Raw genomic sequence first — 18,501 nt, 5'->3', positions numbered from 1 at the left:
GCCGGCACACATCAAATTCTCGTAAAACCGCTTATCCGGAGCTAACGGGCGAGGTGGCTATGGTAGGGGCTCCACTGGACACCACCAGAGCCGACAGGGGAGGTGCGGCCGCACCCGCGGATCGGGGCGGAGTGCTGCGGCGCTTCCTCGGATCGGCAGGCAGGCCGAAATCCGTGAACGACACCGCTGCTGACCCCAGCCACGCCGCCGGTCCCGCCTCGGGACCCGCCCAGACCGCGACCTTCACCAGCGACGCGGACGGGCAGGCGTGGACTCCGCCCACCTGGGAGGAGATCGTCAGCACCCACAGCGGCCGGGTCTACCGCCTCGCCTACCGCCTCACCGGCAACCAGCACGACGCGGAGGACCTCACCCAGGAGGTCTTCGTCCGGGTCTTCCGGTCCCTGTCGACGTACACGCCGGGCACCTTCGAGGGCTGGCTGCACCGCATCACGACCAACCTCTTCCTGGACATGGTGCGCCGCAAGCAGCGCATCCGCTTCGACGCCCTCGGCGACGACGCGGCCGAGCGGCTGCCCAGCAAGGAGCCCACCCCGCAGCAGGTCTTCCACGACGCGCACTTCGACGCGGACGTCCAGCAGGCGCTGGACACCCTCGCGCCCGAGTTCCGCGCCGCCGTCGTCCTGTGCGACATCGAGGGGCTGTCGTACGAGGAGATCGCCGCGACGCTCGGGGTCAAGCTCGGCACCGTCCGCTCCCGCATCCACCGCGGTCGCTCCCAGCTGCGCAAGGCGCTCGCCCACCGTTCACCCAAGGCGCGCGCCGAGCGTCGTTCCTTCGTGGCCGGCGTGCCCGCTCTGGGAGGAGGGGGCACGAGCGCGTGAGTGGGTCACGGCCTCGATCCGAGGGGCACCTCGCAGAGCAGCATCTGGGAGACCGGCTCTCCGCCCTGGTGGACGGCGAGCTCGGTCATGACGCGCGCGAGCGCGTACTGGCGCACGTGGCGACCTGCCCGAAGTGCAAGACGGAGGTCGACGCGCAGCGTCGGCTGAAGAACGTCTTCGCGGAGTCGGCCCCGCCGGCCCCGTCCGAGAGCTTCCTGGCCCGCCTCCAAGGACTCCCCGCGGGCGGCGACGCCGACGGCGGCGGCCTGCCCCCGCTCGGCGGCGGGTTCGCCGACGACCTGACGGGCCTGCCCGGCGGGCTCGGCCCGAAGCGGGGCGAGCGGTTCGAGTTCGACTACGCGCCGCTGCGGCCGCACGCCGCCGTCCTGCCGCCCTCCGCGCCCGGCCGGGGCTTCCGGATCCACGACGTCGGCCGCCAGGAGTCCGAGCGGTCCGCCTCGCGCGGGATGCGGTTCGCCTTCGCCGCGGCCGGCGCGGTCTCGCTGGCCGCCATCGCCCTCGGCGGTGTCACCCTCGGCACCCCCGACACCACCACCGACGCCCGCGGCTCGGGGAACGGCAGCAATGTGACGCCGGCCCGGACCCAGGGCGCGGGTGCGGCCACCTCCGACAGCCAGCGCCGCCGCTCGGCCGGTCCGCTGCTCGGTCAGGCCCAGGGGCAGCGGTCGCTCGGCGACACGCCCGTCGCGCCCACCCGCTCCGCCGCGCCGCTGCTGCCGGGGCTGCCCGCGCCCGCCACGAGCGAGACGCTCCGGCAGGCCGTGCACGCGCTGACCGCCCCGGTCACGGCCGGTGCCGCCGCCATGTCGCCGTTGATACGTCCGCTGGAAGCGGTGCCCCCGCTCGCGCTCGCCTCCTGGTCGACGGCGCCCGAGGTGCGGCCGCCCGGCCTGTTCGCCGCACCCGCGCCCGTCCCGGCCGTGTCCCCGGCCCCGACGGCGTCCTCGTCCGCCGCGCAGCGGCCGGTCCGCTGACGGGGTCGGCGCGCCGGGCCGCGACCTGATTGAATCCGGGGTGGCGCCAGAGCCCTTGGAGCCGACGATCTGCGGCCAGCTGCGGGGGAGAACATGAACGAGGCGAAGCCCACGAAGGCGAAGTGGTGGACTCGTCCCCGCTCGTCCGAGGACGCGACCGACGGCGACTTCGAACTGGCGCGGCCTCGCGGTGCGGATGCCGGGAGCACCGGCGACGGGGACTTCGAGCTGGAACGCCCGGCGCCGCCCCGCGGGACCGAAGCGTCCGACGACGGCGACTACGAGCTGGACCGCCCGGCAGCCGACGGCGCCGGCCTCCCGCCCGCCCCGCCCGAGCGCCCCAGGCCCCTGCACGAGCCCGACCCGTACAGCACCCCGCCGTACGGCGAACCGGGCCCCTGGGCCCCCGCCCCGCCGGTCCAGCACCCGGCGACCACCCCGGCCCAGGGCACGGCGACGCCGTCCCCGGCCCCGGCGAACGCCCCCGCGCCGCACCCGGCCCCGGCGGCACCGCCGGGTGCCGTCCCCGACCCGGCCTTCGCGGACACCCCGCCGCCGACCCCTGCGCCGCGCCCGGCCGCGACCCCGCCGCCCGGTGCGACCCCCGACCCGGCCTTCGCGGACACCCCGCCGCCGACCCCTGCGCCGCGCCCGGCCGCGACCCCGCCGCCCGGTGCGACCCCCGACCCGGCCTTCGCGGACGCCCCGCCGCCTGCCCCGCCGGCTGGTCGACCCGCGCCGCACCTCACGCACGGCACGGCGGCGTCCCCCGTACCCGCGCCCGGCGCTGCCCCCGGTGGCGCTCCCACCCCGGTCCCTTCGGCCCGGCAGCCCGAGTCGGGGGACGCCGGCGCGCCCGAACCGGCGGCTGCCGCGGCGGCCCCGGAGCCCGCACCCGGGCAGAGCGCCGAGCCCGACTTCGACCCCTGGGGGCGTTACGACCCCTGGACCGCGTCCGCCGCCACCGCGCCCCTCCAGCACAGCGGCACGCCCGACGAACGGCGCCGGCGGACCAGGAAGGCCCTGATCGGCGGGGCGCTGCTCATCGCGCTGGTCTCCGGCATCGCCGGCGGCGTCGTCGGCGTCCACCTGGAGCGCAACGGCGGCGTGGGCACCGTCGAGCTGCCCCAGGCCGGCGCCGAGTCCGCGAAGCGGGCCCCCGGCAGCGTCGCGGCCCTCGCCGGGCGCGCCCTGCCCAGCGTGGTGACCCTGCACGTCAGCGGCAGCGAGTCCGCGGGCACCGGCACCGGCTTCGTCCTGGACGACCGCGGCCACATCCTGACCAACAACCACGTCGTGGACCCCGCCGGGGACGGCGGCGAGATAACGGTGACCTTCAACAGCGGCGACACCGCCGAGGCCACGGTCGTCGGCCGGGACAGCGGCTACGACCTCGCCGTGGTGCGGGTGAAGGGCGTCAGCGGCCTCACCCCGATGCCCCTCGGCAACTCCGACAACGTCCGGGTCGGCGACCCCGTGGTGGCCATCGGCGCCCCCTTCGACCTGGCGGGCACGGTCACCTCCGGCATCATCAGCGCCATGGAGCGGCCCATCACCGCCGGCGGCGAGGAGGGCGACGCCAGCGACGTGTCCTACGTCGACGCCCTCCAGACCGACGCGCCCATCAACCCGGGCAACTCCGGCGGCCCCCTGCTGGACTCCCGGGGCCGGGCCATCGGCATCAACTCCGCCATCCGCTCCGCCGGGGGCGGCAGCGCCGAGTCCGACGGGGGCCAGTCCGGCTCGATAGGGCTCGGCTTCGCCATTCCCATCAACCAGGGCAAGCGCGTCGCCGAGGAGCTGATCAACACGGGCCGGGCCAGCCACCCGGTGATCGGCATCACCCTCGACATGGACTACTCGGGCGACGGCGCCCGGGTCGGCGCCGACGGGTCCGCGGTCACCAAGGGCGGTCCGGGCGCCGAGGCCGGCATCGAACCCGGCGACGTGATCACCGCCGTCGACGGTCAACGCGTGCACTCCGGTGAGGAGCTGATCGTCAAGACCCGCGCCCACCGCCCCGGCGACCGCCTCGAACTCACCCTGGAGCGCGACGGCCGGGAACGGAAGATCTCCCTGGTCCTCGGCTCCTCGGACGGCGGCTGAGCGGAAGGCGAACAATGCGGAAAGCGCTCGCACACACGCACTCGGGACGCACGGGACGGTACCGGTCGGGCGGGGTCGGCGGGTACCGTGGTGGCGGCCCGGACATCCCAAGGAGCTTCAGGTGTTCAATGACATAGGACCACTCGAGCTGGTCGCGCTCGTTGTTCTCGCCGTGCTCGTCTTCGGTCCGGACAAGCTCCCCAAGGTCATCCAGGACGTCACGCGCACCATCCGGAAGATCCGGGAGTTCTCGGACAGCGCCAAGCAGGACATCCGCCAGGAGCTGGGCCCCGAGTTCAAGGACTTCGAGTTCGAGGACCTCAACCCCAAGACGTTCATCCGCAAGCAGATGGAGAACGACGAGCTGGGGCTCAAGGAACTGCGCAACGGCTTCGACCTGAAGAAGGAGATGGCCGAGGTCACCGACGCGGTACACGGCCGCGACACGGACTCCTCGGCTTCCACGTCGTCCACGCCGTCCTCCGGTTCGGGCCGCGGCCGCGTCGACATGTCGAAGAAGCCCGAGACGCCCGCCGCCGAGGACCGCCCGCCCTTCGACGCCGACGCCACCTGAGCCCCGCGCCGCCCGCCCCGCACGGGCGGCGCCCGACCGCGTCGTACGTGACGCGTCTCATACTCCGGACGGGGCGTACAGGGCCCGCGGCCGACGTCCGGGCGGCCCACGCGCCGGGCGCTTTCCCGGCTGCCGCCGAAGGTGTGGCTATGCTGCCCGAGTTGTTGTGCGGACCGGACGAGTGCGCCCGAAGGGGGGCGGGCCGTACCGGCCCGACGAGCGCGAGGAGGCGTCCGGGCACATGGAGACGACGAGTCAGGCGGTCGCACAGGCGCCGGCCGCGGAGGGCGGACCCCAGTCCCCGTCCGGCCGGCAGACGGTCGACGGCTACCTGAGTGCGCCCTTCCCGTGGTACGGCCTCGACGAGGCGTTCACGGGTCCGCGCAGGCTGATGCAGCTCGGTACGGCGGCCGACGGCACCGTCGAGCACGGCTCGATCGGGCACGGCGACGAACCGTCGGTCCGCAACGAGCACGTCGCGGGCGACGAACAGGACGCCAAGGAGAAGTTCGCGGTCGTCGTGACCGTGGCGGCCAACCCGGACCGGCGCAGCGCCGACGGCACGGGCCTGCTGGAGGCCACCTCGGTCTCCTCGGCGGCCTGGCTCGCCGGCGTGGGGCTGCTGTCCTTCACCTGGCCCGGCCAGATGGACCACTCGCTGCGCGACGACTGGCTGGAGCAGCAGACGGAGACGGCGTGGGTCCTCGCCGACGACCTCGACGGCGAGGACTGGACGACCCTGTCCCTCCCCGTGGACGGCGTACCGACCCCGTTCCACTACCGCGAGTCCGAGTTCGGCTGGGTCCTCGCCGGCTCCACCGAGCAGGGCGTGCACCTCGGCGCCTACGGCAGGGGCATGAGCGCGTACGGCCTGGCCTTCTCCGTGGTGAAGGACATCGGCGCCTACGCCTAGGCCCCCGCCGGCCCCGCGGCCCCCGGCACGAGAAGAGGCGCCGTCCGGACGGACGGCGCCCCCGTGCCCGCTCCGCGGGTCAGAACTTGTTCCTCGGCGTGATCCCCAGGGACAGGCCCGACAGGCCGCGCTGACGGCCGCCCAGCTTGCCCGCGATCGCGCGCAGCGCCTCGCCCGCCGGGGAGTCCGGGTCGGACAGCACGACGGGCGTGCCCGCGTCGCCGCCCTCCCGCAGCCGCACGTCGATCGGGATGGCACCGAGCACCGGCACGGCCGCGCCGGTCGTCCGGGTGAGGCCGTCGGCGACCGACTGGCCGCCGCCCGTGCCGAACACGTCGACCATCTCGCCGCAGTGCGGGCAGGGCAGGCCGGACATGTTCTCGACCACGCCGACGATCTTCTGGTGGGTCTGCACGGCGATGGCCCCGGCCCGCTCCGCCACCTCGGCGGCGGCCTGCTGAGGGGTCGTCACGACCAGGATCTCGGCGTTCGGCACCAGCTGGGCCACGGAGATCGCGATGTCGCCGGTGCCGGGCGGCAGGTCGAGCAGCAGGACGTCCAGGTCGCCCCAGTACACGTCGGCCAGGAACTGCTGGAGCGCGCGGTGGAGCATCGGGCCGCGCCAGACGACCGGTGCGTTGCCCGGGGTGAACATGCCGATCGAGATGACCTTCACGCCGTTCGCCGACGGCGGCATGATCATGTTCTCGACCTGGGTGGGCCGCCCGTCGGCGCCCAGCATGCGCGGCACGGAGTGGCCGTAGATGTCGGCGTCGACCACGCCGACCTTGAGGCCGTCCGCGGCCATCGCCGCCGCCAGGTTCACCGTGACCGACGACTTGCCGACGCCGCCCTTGCCGGAGGCGACCGCGTAGACCCGGGTGAGGCTGCCGGGCTTGGCGAAGGGCACCTCGCGCTCGGTCTGGCCGCCGCGCAGGGCGCTCGCCAGCTCCTTGCGCTGCTCGTCGCTCATCACGTCCAGCTCGACGTCGACGCGCGTGACCCCCTCGACCGCCGAGACGGCGTCCGTCACGCGCTGCGTGATGGTGTCCCGCATGGGGCAGCCGGAGACCGTCAGGTACACGGCGACCGCGACCGCTCCGTCCGCGCCGATCTCCACCGACTTGACCATCCCCAGCTCGGTGATGGGCCGGTTGATCTCGGGGTCGTTCACCGTCGCCAGTGCCTCGCGCACCGCGTCTTCCGTAGCCATAGTGACGATGGTACGGCGCCCGGCACGGGGCACGGAAAGCCCCGTCAGCGGTCGTGTACGTCACGCCCCGGCGGGCGATCCGCCGGGAATACCCCGCGGTCGGGGTGGTGGCCGTTCTGCCGCTCCTCCAGGTCCCTGAGGACGTCCTGCAGCTCGGAGCGGATCCAGTCCCGCGTCGCGACCTCGCCGAGGCCGATGCGCAGGGCGGCGATCTCCCGGGTCAGGTACTCGGTGTCGGCGATCGACCGCTCGTTCTGCTTGCGGTCCTGTTCGAGGTTGACCCGGTCGCGGTCGTCCTGCCGGTTCTGCGCGAGCAGGATCAGCGGGGCCGCGTAGGAGGCCTGCAGCGAGAGCATCAGCGTCAGGAAGATGAACGGGTACTCGTCGAACCGCAGACCGCTCGGCGCGGACACGTTCCACACCACCCACAGGATGATGACGACCGTCATCCAGACGATGAACCGCCCGGTGCCCAGGAACCGCGCGACCCGCTCCGAGAGCCGTCCGAAGGACTCCGGGTCCCACTCGGGCAGGATCCGGCGGCGCGGCGGCCGTGGCTGGTCCAGGCGGGCACGGGAACGGGAGGCCGCGGTCGCCCCCGACGTGGCCCGCTCCCGGGTGGCCGTCTCACGCTCAGGCGCCATCGGCGCTCCCCTCCTTCGCCGCCCCGGCCGGCTCGTCGAGGTGGTACTCGGTCTCCCGCCAGTCGTCGGGCAGCATGTGATCCAGTACGTCGTCCACGGTGACCGCGCCGAGCAGCGACCCGGAGTCGTCCACGACCGGCGCCGCGACCATGTCGTACGCGGCGAAGAACCCGGCGACCACGGGCAGCGCGGCGTCCGGGTCCAGGGGCCGCAGGTCGTCGTCGAGGATGGAGCCGACCAGCGTGTACGGGGGGTCGCGCAGCAGGCGCTGGAAGTGGACGGTGCCCAGGTACTTGCCGGTCGGTGTCTCCTCGGGCGGCCGGCACACGTACACCTGGGCGGCGTGCGCCGGCGACAGGTCGGGATTGCGGATGCGGGCAAGCGCGTCGGCGACGGTGGCGTCCGGGCGCAACACGATCGGTTCGGTGGTCATCAGACCGCCGGCCGTGTGCTCCTCGTACGCCATCAGGCGCCGCATGTCGGCCGCGTCGTCCGGCTGCATCAGGCTCAGCAGCCGTTCCTTGTCGGCCTCGGGCAGCTCGCCGAGCAGGTCGGCCGCGTCGTCCGGGTCCATCGCCTCCAGCACGTCCGCGGCCCGCTCCTCCTTGAGCTTGCCGAGGATCTCGATCTGGTCGTCCTCGGGCAGCTCCTCCAGCACGTCGGCCAGGCGGTCGTCGTCCAGGGCGGCGGCGACCTCCGCGCGGCGCTTGGCCGACAGGTGGTGCAGGACGTTGGCTAGGTCGGCGGGGCGCAGCTGCTCGAAGGTGGCGAGGAGGTTCTCGGCGCCCTGCCCGTGCTCCTCCACCGAGAAGCCGGTGACGCCGGACCACTCGACGGTGAGGGTCTCGCCCTTGGCCCGCCGGAAGGCGCCGCCCTTCCTGCCCTTGCGCACGAAGACCTTGTCGATCTCCCAGTCCCGGCGGGCCGGCAGCTGCTGCACCGACAGGTCCAGGACGGTGACCTCCTCGCCCGTCTCGGTGAGCGCGACCCGCCGGTCGAGCAGCTCGCCGAAGACCAGGCGCTCGGTGGGCCGCTGCTCGAAGCGCCGGACGTTGACCACGCCGGTGGTGATGACCTGGCCGGACTCGATGCCGGTGACCCGGGTCATGGGCAGGAAGATCCGGCGGCGGGTGGTCAGTTCGACGACCAGCCCGAGCACCCGCGGGGGCTTGCGGCCGACCCGGAGCATGACGACCAGGTCGCGCACCCGCCCCACCTGGTCGCCGGCCGGGTCGAACACGGCGATGCCGGAGAGATGGGAGACGAAGATCCGGGGGGCGCCCGCTGCCATGGCCGCTGCTCCTTTTCGTCGGCGTGCCTCAGAGTGCGTGGCTCGGAGTGCGTGACGGCTGATTCGTACGGTGTCTCTTTTCCGAATTGCCCGCTCGGACGGGCTTCAGGCTAGCCCGTCCCGATCGGCCGCGCCCTGGTGGCCGCTCCGGACGGACTGGCTCCGTTCGACCTCCGGGGCCCCGGTACGCTGCGGTACGCCGCCCGGGCGGTCCGCCCGCCGACGGCGTCCGCCCGCCTCGTGCCAGCCCCTGTGAGAAAGGCAGTTCCGCCTGTGTCTGTGACTCCCCGGAGCCGTACCCGCAGGGCCGCTCTGCGGGGCGCGGTGTGCGCCCTGGCCGCGGTGACCCTCGCGGGGCTGACGGGCTGCGGCGGTGAGGACCCGGACGCGGGCACCAACGGCCTCGGGAAGCTTCCGGCCGACAAGATCCAGGCCAAGGCCGGTGCCGTCGCCCGGTCCGCCCAGGCGGTCCGCCTGCACGGCACGGTCGCGGCCGGCGGCAGCACGTACCGCCTCGACATGCGGCTGAAGGGCGAGGGGGGCACCGGCTCGGTCGCCGCCGAGGGGACGACCTTCGGGCTGCTGCGCGTCGGTGAGCAGCTCTTCCTCAAGGCCGACGCCGGCTTCTGGAGCCACGACGGCGGCGACGCCAAGGCCGCAGGGAAGCTGGCCGGCAAGTACGTGAAGGTGCCGCAGGACGACCCGGTGTACAAGAAGTTCAGCGGCTTCACGGACAAGGACCTCCTCCTCCAGGGGCTGCTCACACTGCACGGCGAGGTCAAGACCGACGGCCGGCACGAGCAGGCGGGCGTGCGGACCGTCCGGATCACCGGAGACGACGGCGCCGGCGGCTCGCTCGACGTCTCCCTGGAGGGCACGCCGTACCCGCTGCGGCTGGTGCGGGCGGGCAGCGCGGGCACGATCGGCTTCTCGGACTGGAACAAGGACTTCGCGCTCCAGGAGCCCCCCGAGGACGACACCCTGGACTACGGCCAGCAGCTCCCCTCCTCCTGAGCCGGCCGCCCGCGCCTACCGGCGGCGGCGCCGCTTCAGCAGCAGCCGCGGCAGCCCGGCCGGCGCCGCGTCGCGGGTCGTCGCCGGGGTCGGCAGCGGGGCCTCGGCCAGTGCGCCGTCGGGCAGCGGCGCCGTGGCCCCGGTCGGTTCGAGCCGCAGCACCCGGCACTCGCGGCCCCATCGGTCGGTCATCGCCTCGCCGTCCGGGGCGTTCAGGCGCTTGCCCTTGAGGTCGGCGACGGCGGCCCGCCACGCCTCGGAGCCGGCGGGCAGCTCCACCACCCGGGCGGTCCAGGTGACCAGCCGGCCGCCCTTGTCCTTGCTGCGCACCGTCACCTCGGCCGCGGCCCCGTCGGCCAGCCCCGGCAGCGGCTGCTCGCCGGGCCCGTCGCCGACGACGCAGGCGGCGCCCTCGTGCCAGACGTGCCACAGGGCCCGGGCGGGCACCCCGGGGCCCTTGGCCCAGATGAGGCCGGACTTCTTCGTGGCCTCCTCGACGAGGGCCTGGCCGAGCAGCTCGCTTGTCATGCGGTCAGCCTATCCAGCCGCCCCGCGCCCCGGTCAGAGCCAGCCGTTGCGCTTGAGGGTGCGGTGGATGCCGAGGCAGATGACGACGGTGACCGACAGCACCAGCGGATAGCCGAACTTCCAGTGCGTCTCTGGCATGTAGTCGAAGTTCATCCCGTACACCCCGCACACCATCGTCGGCACGGCGATGATCGCGGCCCACGAGGTGATCTTGCGCATGTCCTCGTTCTGGGCGACGGACGCCTGGGCGAGGTTGGCCTGGAGGATGGAGTTCAGCAGCTCGTCGAAGCCGACGACCTGCTCCTGCACCCGGGCCACGTGGTCGGCGACGTCGCGGAAGTACTTCTGGATCTCCGGGTCGACCAGCCGCATCGGCCGCTCGCTCAGCAGCAGCATGGGGCGCAGCAGCGGCGCCACCGCCCGCTTGAACTCCAGTACCTCGCGCTTGAGTTGGTAGATCCGGCCGGCGTCCGTGCCCCGCGGGCTGCCCTTGCGGCCCGGCGAGAACACCTCCGTCTCGACCTCGTCGATGTCGTCCTGCACCGCGTCGGCGACCGCGATGTAGCCGTCCACGACATGGTCGGCGATGGCGTGCAGCACCGCCGAGGGGCCCTTGAGCAGCAGCTCGGGGTCCTCCTGGAGCCGGTGCCGCAGCGCCCGCAGCGAGCCCTTGCCGCCGTGCCGGACGGTGATGAAGAAGTCCCGTCCGGTGAAGCACATGACCTCGCCGGTCTCGACGACCTCGCTGCTGGCGGTCAGCTCGTCGTGGTCGACGTAGTGGATGGTCTTGAAGACGGTGAAGAGGGAGTCGTCGTACCGCTCCAGCTTGGGGCGCTGGTGGGCCTGGACGGCGTCCTCCACGGCCAGCGGGTGCAGGCCGAACTCCCGGGCGATACCGGCGAACTCGTCCTCGGTGGGCTCGTGCAGTCCGATCCACACGAAGCCGCCGTCGCGGCGCACCTGGCGCATCGCGGTGTGCGGGGTGAGCGGCGCGTCCGTCTCGACGCGGGCGCCGTCGCGGTAGACGGCGCAGTCGACGACGGCGGAGGGGTTCCCCGGGTCGCGGGTGGCGTCGTAGGCGCCGTTGTCCTTGCGCAATGAGACGCGGGACGGGCGGACCGCGGCGCGCAGGTCACGGATCATCGACATGGCAGGCTCCTTCGCTACGGGCAGCGAACGGGGCCGGTGACGGGTGGAACCGCCCGGAATGGGGACGTCCTGGCTACGCGTGTTCGGCGCGTCCACAAAGCGGGGGGCACCGCACCGTCGCGGTGGCCGGCTTCGCTGCTGGTTCAGCTGCTGACACGGATCGACGCGAGGGGCGTCGAGGAATCGGATCAGGCACTACGAGACGAAGTGCTCTTCCGCGGGAAGGCGCGCGGACGGGAAAGCGGCAGCGGCGGGAACCGGAACAGCTGCGTCAGAGGCCGGAAGAGCGGGTGGTACTGCACGGTCGACTTCGGTCCATGCCGCCCACCTCCTCCGGCCGGTCCCTCGTGAGGGACGATCCACACCCCTTGTTTGGAGGGGTTCCCCGTAGGGGAGTCTTCACAGCGTCGGGGTTGATCGCGATGCGCTGAGCGCTGCCCCGAACCGCTGGCCCAGAGTACCAGTCACGCGAGGTGTCAAGGCGCCGCTTTGCCGGTTCCCGACGAGTTCTATGCTCGCCGCATGGCTGATGTTCTTCCTCTGGTGGAGGCCCGGTTGCGCAGCGCGCTGGGCGAACCGGACGCGCGCGCGGCGGTCACCTTCCTCGGCACCGACCGCATCGAGGTGCTGCGGTTCCGCGCCGCGGACCAGGAGGGGGACCTCGTCCGCTACGCCACCCTCGGCATGTCGGCGCAGCCCATGGCCGACCCCACCGCCCCGCTCGCCGACCCGGTCAAGGGGCCCCGCGCCGAGCTGGTGCTCTCCGTCCGGGCGGGCCGGGCCGACACCGGCAAGGTGCTGCGGCCGCTCGCGGTGCTGGCGGCCTCCCCGCAGGTCGAGGGCGTGATCGTGGCGCCGGGTGCCTCGCTGGACGTGGGGGAGGCGCTGTGGCCGGGGGCGCCGTTCAGCTCGGTCCTGGTCGCCGAGCCGGGCGGCCTGGTCGAGGACCTGGAGCTGGACGCCCCGCTGGACCCCGTGCGGTTCCTGCCGCTGCTGCCGATGACGCCGAACGAGGCGGCCTGGAAGCGCGTGCACGGCGGGCAGGCCCTCCAGGAGCGCTGGCTGACGCACGGGACGGACCTGCGTGATCCGTCCCGCAGGTCCGTCCCCCTGGAGTGACCGAACTCACCAAGTGCGCGTTTGCGCCGATCAGTTGGCGAAGACCGTGACGCCGTCCTCGGTGGCGTGCGCGGTCTCCAGCTCCGCCGCCTCGTGGGTGAGCGCCCGGCGGCGTACGAGGACCACGAGGGCGCCCAGTACGGCGGTGACCGCCGCCACCACGAAGGGAATGTGGATGTCCGTCCACTCCTCGATCTTCGGCGCGAAGTAGGGCGCGGCGGCCGCCGCGAACCAGCGCACGAAGTTGTACCCGGCGCTGGCCACCGGCCGCGGCGCGTCCGACACCCCGAGGGCCAGCTCGGTGTAGACGGTGTTGTTCACGCCGATGAAGGCGCCGGACAGGATGGTGCAGACGATCGCGGCGGTGTGGTTGCCGTAGCCGAGGACCAGCACGTCGGCCGCGAGCAGCACCAGCGAGCCGCCGAGCACCTTCAGGGAGCCGAAGCGCTTCTGCATGCGCGGTGCCACCAGCACCGAGAAGACGGCGAGCAGCACGCCCCAGGCGAAGAACACGGCCCCCGACTTGTACGGGGTCATGTTCAGCACGAAGGGGGTGAAGGCCAGCACGGTGAAGAACGTGTAGTTGTAGAAGAACGCCGACACCGCGGCGGAGGCGAGGCCGCCGTGGCCCAGTGCCCTGATCGGGTCGAGGAGCGACGTCTTGCGGGCCGGCCTGGGCTGCTCCTTCAGGAAGACCGTGATGCACAGGAAGCCGATCGCCATCAGGAAGGCCGTGCCGAAGAACGGGTAGCGCCAGCTCGCGTCGCCGAGGAGCGCGCCCAGCAGCGGTCCGCAGGCCATGCCGAGGCCCAGCGCGGACTCGTAGAGGAGGATCGCCGCCGCGCTGCCCCCGGCCGCCGCGCCGACGATGACGGCGAGGGCGGTCGAGACGAACAGCGCGTTGCCGAGGCCCCAGCCCGCCCGGTAGCCGACGAGCTGGCCGACGGTGTCGGAGGTGCCCGCGAGGCCGGCGAAGACCACGACGAAGGCCAGGCCGAGCAGCAGCGTCTTGCGTCCGCCGATGCGGCTGGAGACGAAGCCGGTGACCAGCATCGCGAGCGCGGTGATGAGGAAGTACGAGGTGAACAGCAGGGAGACCTGGCCGGCGCTCGCGTCCAGGCCCTTCGCGATGGACGGCAGGATCGGGTCGACGAGCCCGATGCCCATGAAGGCCACGACGGAGGCACCCGCCGTCGCCCACACCGCCTTGGGCTGTCGCAGGATGCCGCCCGCACCCGCGTCGAAGGGGTCCATGCAGAGTGCTCCAATGCCCACGAGATGGTTGGTGTTTACACATAGTAAGTTAGCTCTGCTAATTAATGCAACATGCACCTAAGTTCGCCGGTGAAGGCCCGGCGGAGGGGCGGCGACCGGCTGGGGGCGGGCTTGCGGAGACCTTCCCTCCGGATGGGTGATCGTCCTTGACGTAGGGGGGTGAGGGTAGGACCGTGGGGCTGTATGAGGGGCGAACCCAGTTGCCCGAAGTGTGGTGGCCGGGTCAGGGCTCCCGGCCTCTTCGCCGATTCCTGGCAGTGCGACCTGCACGGCACCGTGCATCCGCTCCAGCCCGTGCTCCCGCCCAGTGTCGAGGCGCTCGGCGTCGTGCTGCACCGCACCCAGGTGCCGGTCTGGATGCCCTGGCCGCTGCCGGTCGGCTGGCTGTTCACCGGTGTGGCCTGCGCGGGCGACGACCGCAGCGGCGGCCGCGCGACCGCCGTCGCCTGCTCAGGACCCGGCCCGCTCGGCGGCATCGGTGAGCTGATCCTGGTCGCGGAGGAACTCGGCGTGGGCCTCGGCGCGCACTACGCGGGCCTCGACGCCCCGGACCCGGGGCCGTACATGAACGTGGAGAAGCCGCCCCAGGCGAAGGTCCTCGCGGCCGGCCGCCCCACCCCCCTGTGGCACGTCTCGGGCGGTCCCGTCGACCGCGCGGTCTTCGCCGGGGAGGCCCTCGGCATGTGGCTCTGGGCCGTCGTGTGGCCCGAGCGGTCCGGCCTGCTGATGTACGAGGAGTTGGTGCTGACCGATCTGCGGGACGCCGGCGCCGAGGTGGACCTGGTCCCGTGCGGGGCCCTGTCGCCGCGGCTGATCCAGCCGTAGGCGCCCCGGTGCGGGGGTGCGTGTAGGGGGCGCGGCGCCCTTTCGGGTGTGACGGGGGAGGGTGCGTCAGCGGTTATCCTTTGAACGTCCCCTTCCGCCCCGGCCGAACGTCCCGTTCCGTCCCGTCACCGTCTGGAGTCAGCGTCGTGCGCATCGATCTGCACACCCACTCCACGGCCTCCGACGGCACGGACACCCCGGCCCAGCTGGTGCGCAAGGCCGCCACGGCCGGACTCGACGTCGTCGCGCTGACCGACCACGACACGACCCGCGGGCACGCCGAGGCCCTGGCCGCGCTGCCCGAGGGGCTCACCCTGGTGACCGGGGCCGAGCTGTCCTGCCGGCTCGACGGCGTCAGCATGCACATGCTGGCCTACCTCTTCGACCCCGAGGAGCCCGCCTTCCTCGCCGAGCGCGAGCTGGTCCGGGACGACCGCGTGCCGCGGGCCCGGGGGATGGTCGCCAGGCTCAACGACCTGGGTGTCCCGGTCACCTGGGAGCAGGTCGCCCGGATCGCCGGTGACGGCTCGGTCGGACGGCCGCACGTCGCCTCCGCCCTCGTCGAGATCGGCGTGGTGCCGACCGTGGGCGACGCCTTCACCGGGGACTGGCTGGCCGACGGCGGCCGGGCCTTCGTGCCGAAGCACGAGACCGACCCCTTCGAGGCGCTGCGGCTGATCAAGGGGGCCGGCGGCGTCGCCGTCTTCGCGCACCCCGCCGCCGTGAAGCGGGGCCGCACCGTGCCGGAGTCCGCCATCGCCGACCTGGCCGCCGCCGGGCTCGACGGCATCGAGATCGACCACATGGACCACGACGCGGGCACCCGCGCGCGGCTGCGCGGGGTCGCGGACGAACTGGGCCTGCTGGCGACCGGCTCCAGCGACTACCACGGCAGCCGGAAGACCTGCGTGCTCGGCCAGTACACGACCGACCCCGAGGTGTACGGGGAGATCACGCGGCGGGCCTTCGGGGCGTTCCCCGTGCCGGGGGCCGGCGGGGCCTGAACCCACCTCCCGCACGCCCATCCCTCCCTCTCCCGCAAGGCCAGTAGCTCACCCATGTTCGACCTCGCCGTCTTCGGCTCCCTCTTCCTGACCCTTTTCGTCATCATGGATCCCCCGGGGATCACCCCGATCTTCCTCGCGCTGACCTCCGGGCGCCCCGCCAAGGTGCAGCGGCGGATGGCGCTCCAGGCGGTCTGCGTCGCCGGTGGCGTGATCACGGTGTTCGGCCTGCTCGGCCACCAGATCCTGGACTACCTGCACGTCTCCGTGCCCGCGCTGATGATCGCGGGCGGGCTGCTGCTCCTGCTGATCGCCCTCGACCTGCTCACCGGCAAGACGGACGAGCCGAAGCAGACCAAGGACGTCAACGTGGCGCTCGTGCCGCTGGGCATGCCCCTGCTCGCCGGGCCCGGCGCGATCGTGTCGGTCATCCTCGCCGTGCAGAAGGCGGACGGCGTCACCGGCCAGGTCTCGGTCTGGGCGGCGATCCTCGCGATCCACGTGGTGCTGTGGCTGGTGATGCGGTACTCGCTGCTGATCATCCGCGTCATCAAGGACGGCGGCGTGGTCCTGGTGACCCGGCTGGCCGGGATGATGCTCTCCGCGATCGCGGTCCAGCAGATCATCAACGGCGTCACCCAGGTGATCCAGAACGCCTGAGCGGGCACGGCCCGCCCCCGGACACGCACGAGGCCCCCGTACGGAGTTCCGTACGGGGGCCCGGCGTGTGTGAAAGGTCCGCGCTACAAGGCCGAGGGGTCGGCGGGGCGGATCCACAGGCGCTGCCCGATGGCGGCGGCCTGCTGGACGATACGGTTCACGGAGGCGGCGTCCACGACGGTCGTGTCCACGGGGGTCCCGTCGACGTCGTCGAGTCGCATGACTTCAAAGCGCATGGCCTCTCCCTTGATCTGGTCATCCTCCAGAGGAGAACTACTGGTGTGGCTCCTGGGTCGTCGGTGCCCGGGCTTCCACAGGAGTCAACGGGATGCGTACTGCAAACATTCCCTACGCTAAGGAAATTTTTCGAGCGACTAATTACTGACAGGTAAGCGGTTTGTTGCGGCGGTGCGGGTGTCCGTTACAAGACTGACCGGGACCGGTTGTGTTCGCAGCGTGACCGCCGGGACAATGGAGGCGATGAACGCCGACCTCGCGTCCCTGAACGCTCGCATCGATCGCACCAACGAGCTGCTGCTGCGCATGCTCGCCGAGGTGGCCAAGACACCCTCGACCCACGCGATCTTCGTCGACGCCGGGTACCTGTACGCGGCCGCGGGGCGGCTGGTGACCGGCACCGAGGACCGCCGGGCCTTCGACCTGGATGCCGAGGGGCTGATCGAGGCGCTCATCGACAAGGCGCGCACGATCTTCGCCGACAGCCGCCTGCTCCGCGTCTACTGGTACGACGGTGCCCGCCGCCGCATCCACACCGCCGAGCAGCAGTCGATCGCCGAGCTGCCGGACGTCAAGGTGCGCCTGGGCAACCTCAACGCCAACAACCAGCAGAAGGGCGTCGACTCACTCATCCGCTCCGACCTGGAGTCCCTCGCCCGGTACCGCGCCATCAGCGACGCGGCGCTGCTCGGCGGCGACGAGGACCTGGTCTCCGCGGTCGAGGCCGCCCAGGGGTACGGGGCCCGCGTCCACCTGTGGGGCATCGAGGCCCCCGAGGGCCGCAACCAGGCCGATCCGCTGCTCTGGGAGGTCGACAGCGAGCGCACCTTCGACCTGGACTTCTTCAAGCCGTACGTCTCGCGGCGCGCGGCGCAGGCCTTCGACGCGGCGGGTACCCGACCGGCCCGCGAGGACGTCCGCTTCGTGGGCGCGCAGATCGCGGCGAAGTGGCTGGCGGCCCGCGGCCGCGACGCCCTGCTGGAACTCCTCCCCGGCCACCCCTACCTCCCCGGCTCGGTCGACCAGGACCTGCTGGTGGAGGCGGAGGGCCTGCTCCAGTACTCACTGCGCGGCCAGGCCGACCTGAGACGGGCCCTGCGGGACGGCTTCTGGGAGCATCTGCGGGCGCAGTACTAGAACCCGGGCAGCCGGAGCCTCAGCGGAGGCCGTCCCAGAAGTCCGCGAGGGCGCGCGCGGTCGGCAGCGGCCGGTCGGTGTTAGGCGAGTGCTCGGCGCCCTCGATCACGGTCCGGCGCGCGCCGAGGCGCTCGGCCATCTCGTCCAGCAGGGGTACGGGCCAGGTGTCGTCGTAGGCGCCGGACAGCACGTGGTACGGCAGCGCCAGTGCGGCCAGCTCGGCGACCCGGTCCGGTTCGGTGCACAACTGGCGTCCCGTCGCGAGCAGTTGGGCCGGCCGGGTGCCCAGCCAGCGTTCGCGCAGCCGCTCCGGTTCCTCCCGGCCGTGGGCGGGGGCCGGCGCACCCGCCTCCTCGGGCGGTCCCATGGCCTGCATCACCTGCCAGACCTCCGCCATCGTCATCGTGTCGAGCGCGTCCCGCAGCAGCTTCACGCGCAGCCGCTGGGACTCGGAGATCCGCGCGGGCCCCGAGGAGACCAGCGTGAGGGAGACGAAGGGGGAGTGGTCCAGGAGTACCGCGGCCCGGGCGATCTGGCCACCCAGGGAGTGCCCGACGAGATGCACGCGCGTGCCGAGCGCGGCGACCTGCGCGAGCACGTCCCGGGCCAGCTCGGGCCGCGCGTAACCGGCCTCGTCGTGCTCGGGTCCGTCCGACTCGTACTGCCCCCGCCCGTCCACCGCGACCGTGCGGTAGCCACGCGCTCCCAGCGGGGCGTGCAGCAGCGTGAAGTCCTCCTTGCTCCCGGTGAACCCGGGCAGCATCAGCGCCGTCCCGCGTCGCGCCACCCCGTCGGCCACGGGTGAGTCGACGACGGCGAACTCACCGCGCGCGGTGGACAACCGGTACGCGAGGGCGTCCGGCGGTGGACTGAAGGCGGCGTTCCTGCTCACGGGCAGAGGCTATCGGGCGGTGGCGCGCGGGAACGCCGTCGGCCCGGCCCCGCCTGAGTGGCGGGACCGGGCCGACGTCC

The 18,501-nt window shown here is 72.9% G+C and carries 19 protein-coding genes; 11 read left to right on the top strand and 8 right to left on the bottom strand.

Annotated features, from left to right (window positions below; all coding sequences use genetic code 11):
• Window positions 1-173: 173 nt before the first annotated feature.
• The 5 genes from sigE to IE108_RS04295 all read left to right on the top strand — a co-directional run bounded on the left by sigE (window position 174) and on the right by IE108_RS04295 (window position 5,433).
• Entirely contained in the window at window positions 174-845 is a 672-nt protein-coding gene (gene sigE, locus IE108_RS04315) for an RNA polymerase sigma factor SigE (protein ID WP_064729682.1), read from the top strand.
• The gene (locus IE108_RS04310; RefSeq protein WP_064729683.1) at window positions 842-1,840 is read left to right on the top strand and encodes a zf-HC2 domain-containing protein; all 999 of its coding nucleotides are present in this window, start codon (window positions 842-844) and stop codon (window positions 1,838-1,840) included. The genes sigE and IE108_RS04310 overlap by 4 nt, the downstream gene beginning before the upstream one ends.
• A gap of 93 nt (window positions 1,841-1,933) precedes the next feature.
• Window positions 1,934-3,946 carry a S1C family serine protease gene (locus tag IE108_RS04305; RefSeq protein WP_064729684.1) on the top strand — a complete coding sequence of 671 codons (2,013 nt, stop codon included), beginning with the start codon at window positions 1,934-1,936 and terminating at the stop codon, window positions 3,944-3,946.
• Between the two features lie 121 nt (window positions 3,947-4,067).
• Window positions 4,068-4,520, top strand: a complete 453-nt coding sequence (locus IE108_RS04300; RefSeq protein ID WP_064729685.1) for a sec-independent translocase — start codon at window positions 4,068-4,070, stop codon at window positions 4,518-4,520.
• 241 nt (window positions 4,521-4,761) lie between these two features.
• The gene (locus IE108_RS04295; RefSeq protein WP_064731954.1) at window positions 4,762-5,433 is read left to right on the top strand and encodes a hypothetical protein; all 672 of its coding nucleotides are present in this window, start codon (window positions 4,762-4,764) and stop codon (window positions 5,431-5,433) included.
• A gap of 79 nt (window positions 5,434-5,512) precedes the next feature.
• Here IE108_RS04295 and IE108_RS04290 read toward each other — a convergent pair whose 3' ends face one another.
• From IE108_RS04290 to IE108_RS04280, 3 genes are read right to left on the bottom strand one after another with little or no spacing between them, the layout of a single operon-like run.
• Window positions 5,513-6,646 (bottom strand): Mrp/NBP35 family ATP-binding protein, encoded by a 1,134-nt coding sequence (locus tag IE108_RS04290; protein WP_064729686.1) that lies wholly within the window; start codon window positions 6,644-6,646, stop codon window positions 5,513-5,515.
• 44 nt (window positions 6,647-6,690) lie between these two features.
• A complete protein-coding gene (locus IE108_RS04285) occupies window positions 6,691-7,290 on the bottom strand; it encodes a DUF1003 domain-containing protein (protein WP_064729687.1) in 600 nt (199 codons plus the stop codon).
• Window positions 7,280-8,581 (bottom strand): magnesium transporter MgtE N-terminal domain-containing protein, encoded by a 1,302-nt coding sequence (locus IE108_RS04280; protein ID WP_064729688.1) that lies wholly within the window; start codon window positions 8,579-8,581, stop codon window positions 7,280-7,282. The genes IE108_RS04285 and IE108_RS04280 overlap by 11 nt, the downstream gene beginning before the upstream one ends.
• 273 nt (window positions 8,582-8,854) lie before the next feature.
• On the opposite strand from IE108_RS04280, the gene IE108_RS04275 reads away from it, so the two are divergent.
• Complete coding sequence (locus tag IE108_RS04275; RefSeq protein ID WP_064729689.1) at window positions 8,855-9,595, top strand: hypothetical protein; 741 nt, start codon at window positions 8,855-8,857, stop codon at window positions 9,593-9,595.
• 15 nt (window positions 9,596-9,610) lie between these two features.
• On the opposite strand, the gene IE108_RS04270 is transcribed toward IE108_RS04275, so the two are convergent.
• Window positions 9,611-10,123 (bottom strand): hypothetical protein, encoded by a 513-nt coding sequence (locus IE108_RS04270; RefSeq protein ID WP_064729690.1) that lies wholly within the window; start codon window positions 10,121-10,123, stop codon window positions 9,611-9,613.
• Window positions 10,124-10,156: 33 nt separating this feature from the next.
• On the bottom strand, window positions 10,157-11,272 hold the full coding sequence (locus IE108_RS04265) for a magnesium and cobalt transport protein CorA (protein WP_064729691.1): 1,116 nt from the start codon (window positions 11,270-11,272) through the stop codon (window positions 10,157-10,159).
• Window positions 11,273-11,794: 522 nt separating this feature from the next.
• Here IE108_RS04265 and IE108_RS04260 point away from each other — a divergent pair.
• Window positions 11,795-12,391 carry a suppressor of fused domain protein gene (locus tag IE108_RS04260; protein WP_064729692.1) on the top strand — a complete coding sequence of 199 codons (597 nt, stop codon included), beginning with the start codon at window positions 11,795-11,797 and terminating at the stop codon, window positions 12,389-12,391.
• A 30-nt stretch (window positions 12,392-12,421) separates the two neighbouring features.
• On the opposite strand, the gene IE108_RS04255 is transcribed toward IE108_RS04260, so the two are convergent.
• Window positions 12,422-13,645, bottom strand: coding sequence for an MFS transporter (locus IE108_RS04255; RefSeq protein ID WP_064729693.1), 1,224 nt, complete (start codon window positions 13,643-13,645; stop codon window positions 12,422-12,424).
• Between the two features lie 204 nt (window positions 13,646-13,849).
• On the opposite strand from IE108_RS04255, the gene IE108_RS04250 reads away from it, so the two are divergent.
• The 3 genes from IE108_RS04250 to IE108_RS04240 all read left to right on the top strand — a co-directional run bounded on the left by IE108_RS04250 (window position 13,850) and on the right by IE108_RS04240 (window position 16,155).
• On the top strand, window positions 13,850-14,491 hold the full coding sequence (locus IE108_RS04250) for a DUF6758 family protein (protein ID WP_064729694.1): 642 nt from the start codon (window positions 13,850-13,852) through the stop codon (window positions 14,489-14,491).
• Between the two features lie 146 nt (window positions 14,492-14,637).
• Entirely contained in the window at window positions 14,638-15,495 is an 858-nt protein-coding gene (locus IE108_RS04245; RefSeq protein WP_064729695.1) for a PHP domain-containing protein, read from the top strand.
• Between the two features lie 54 nt (window positions 15,496-15,549).
• Window positions 15,550-16,155, top strand: a complete 606-nt coding sequence (locus IE108_RS04240; RefSeq protein WP_064729696.1) for a MarC family protein — start codon at window positions 15,550-15,552, stop codon at window positions 16,153-16,155.
• A gap of 83 nt (window positions 16,156-16,238) precedes the next feature.
• Here the strand turns inward: IE108_RS04240 and IE108_RS04235 are convergent, their stop codons facing one another.
• Complete coding sequence (locus tag IE108_RS04235; protein WP_107420270.1) at window positions 16,239-16,391, bottom strand: DUF8834 family protein; 153 nt, start codon at window positions 16,389-16,391, stop codon at window positions 16,239-16,241.
• A 244-nt stretch (window positions 16,392-16,635) separates the two neighbouring features.
• On the opposite strand from IE108_RS04235, the gene IE108_RS04230 reads away from it, so the two are divergent.
• The gene (locus tag IE108_RS04230) at window positions 16,636-17,529 is read left to right on the top strand and encodes an NYN domain-containing protein (protein WP_064729697.1); all 894 of its coding nucleotides are present in this window, start codon (window positions 16,636-16,638) and stop codon (window positions 17,527-17,529) included.
• A gap of 19 nt (window positions 17,530-17,548) precedes the next feature.
• On the opposite strand, the gene IE108_RS04225 is transcribed toward IE108_RS04230, so the two are convergent.
• A complete protein-coding gene (locus tag IE108_RS04225; protein ID WP_064729698.1) occupies window positions 17,549-18,421 on the bottom strand; it encodes an alpha/beta fold hydrolase in 873 nt (290 codons plus the stop codon).
• Window positions 18,422-18,501: the final 80 nt, after the last annotated feature.

The organism is Streptomyces parvulus (genome assembly GCF_014648855.1).
Lineage (GTDB): Bacteria > Actinomycetota > Actinomycetes > Streptomycetales > Streptomycetaceae > Streptomyces > Streptomyces parvulus.
Note: the sequence above shows the minus strand (reverse complement) of the source record. Positions and strands in the feature narration are given on the sequence as shown.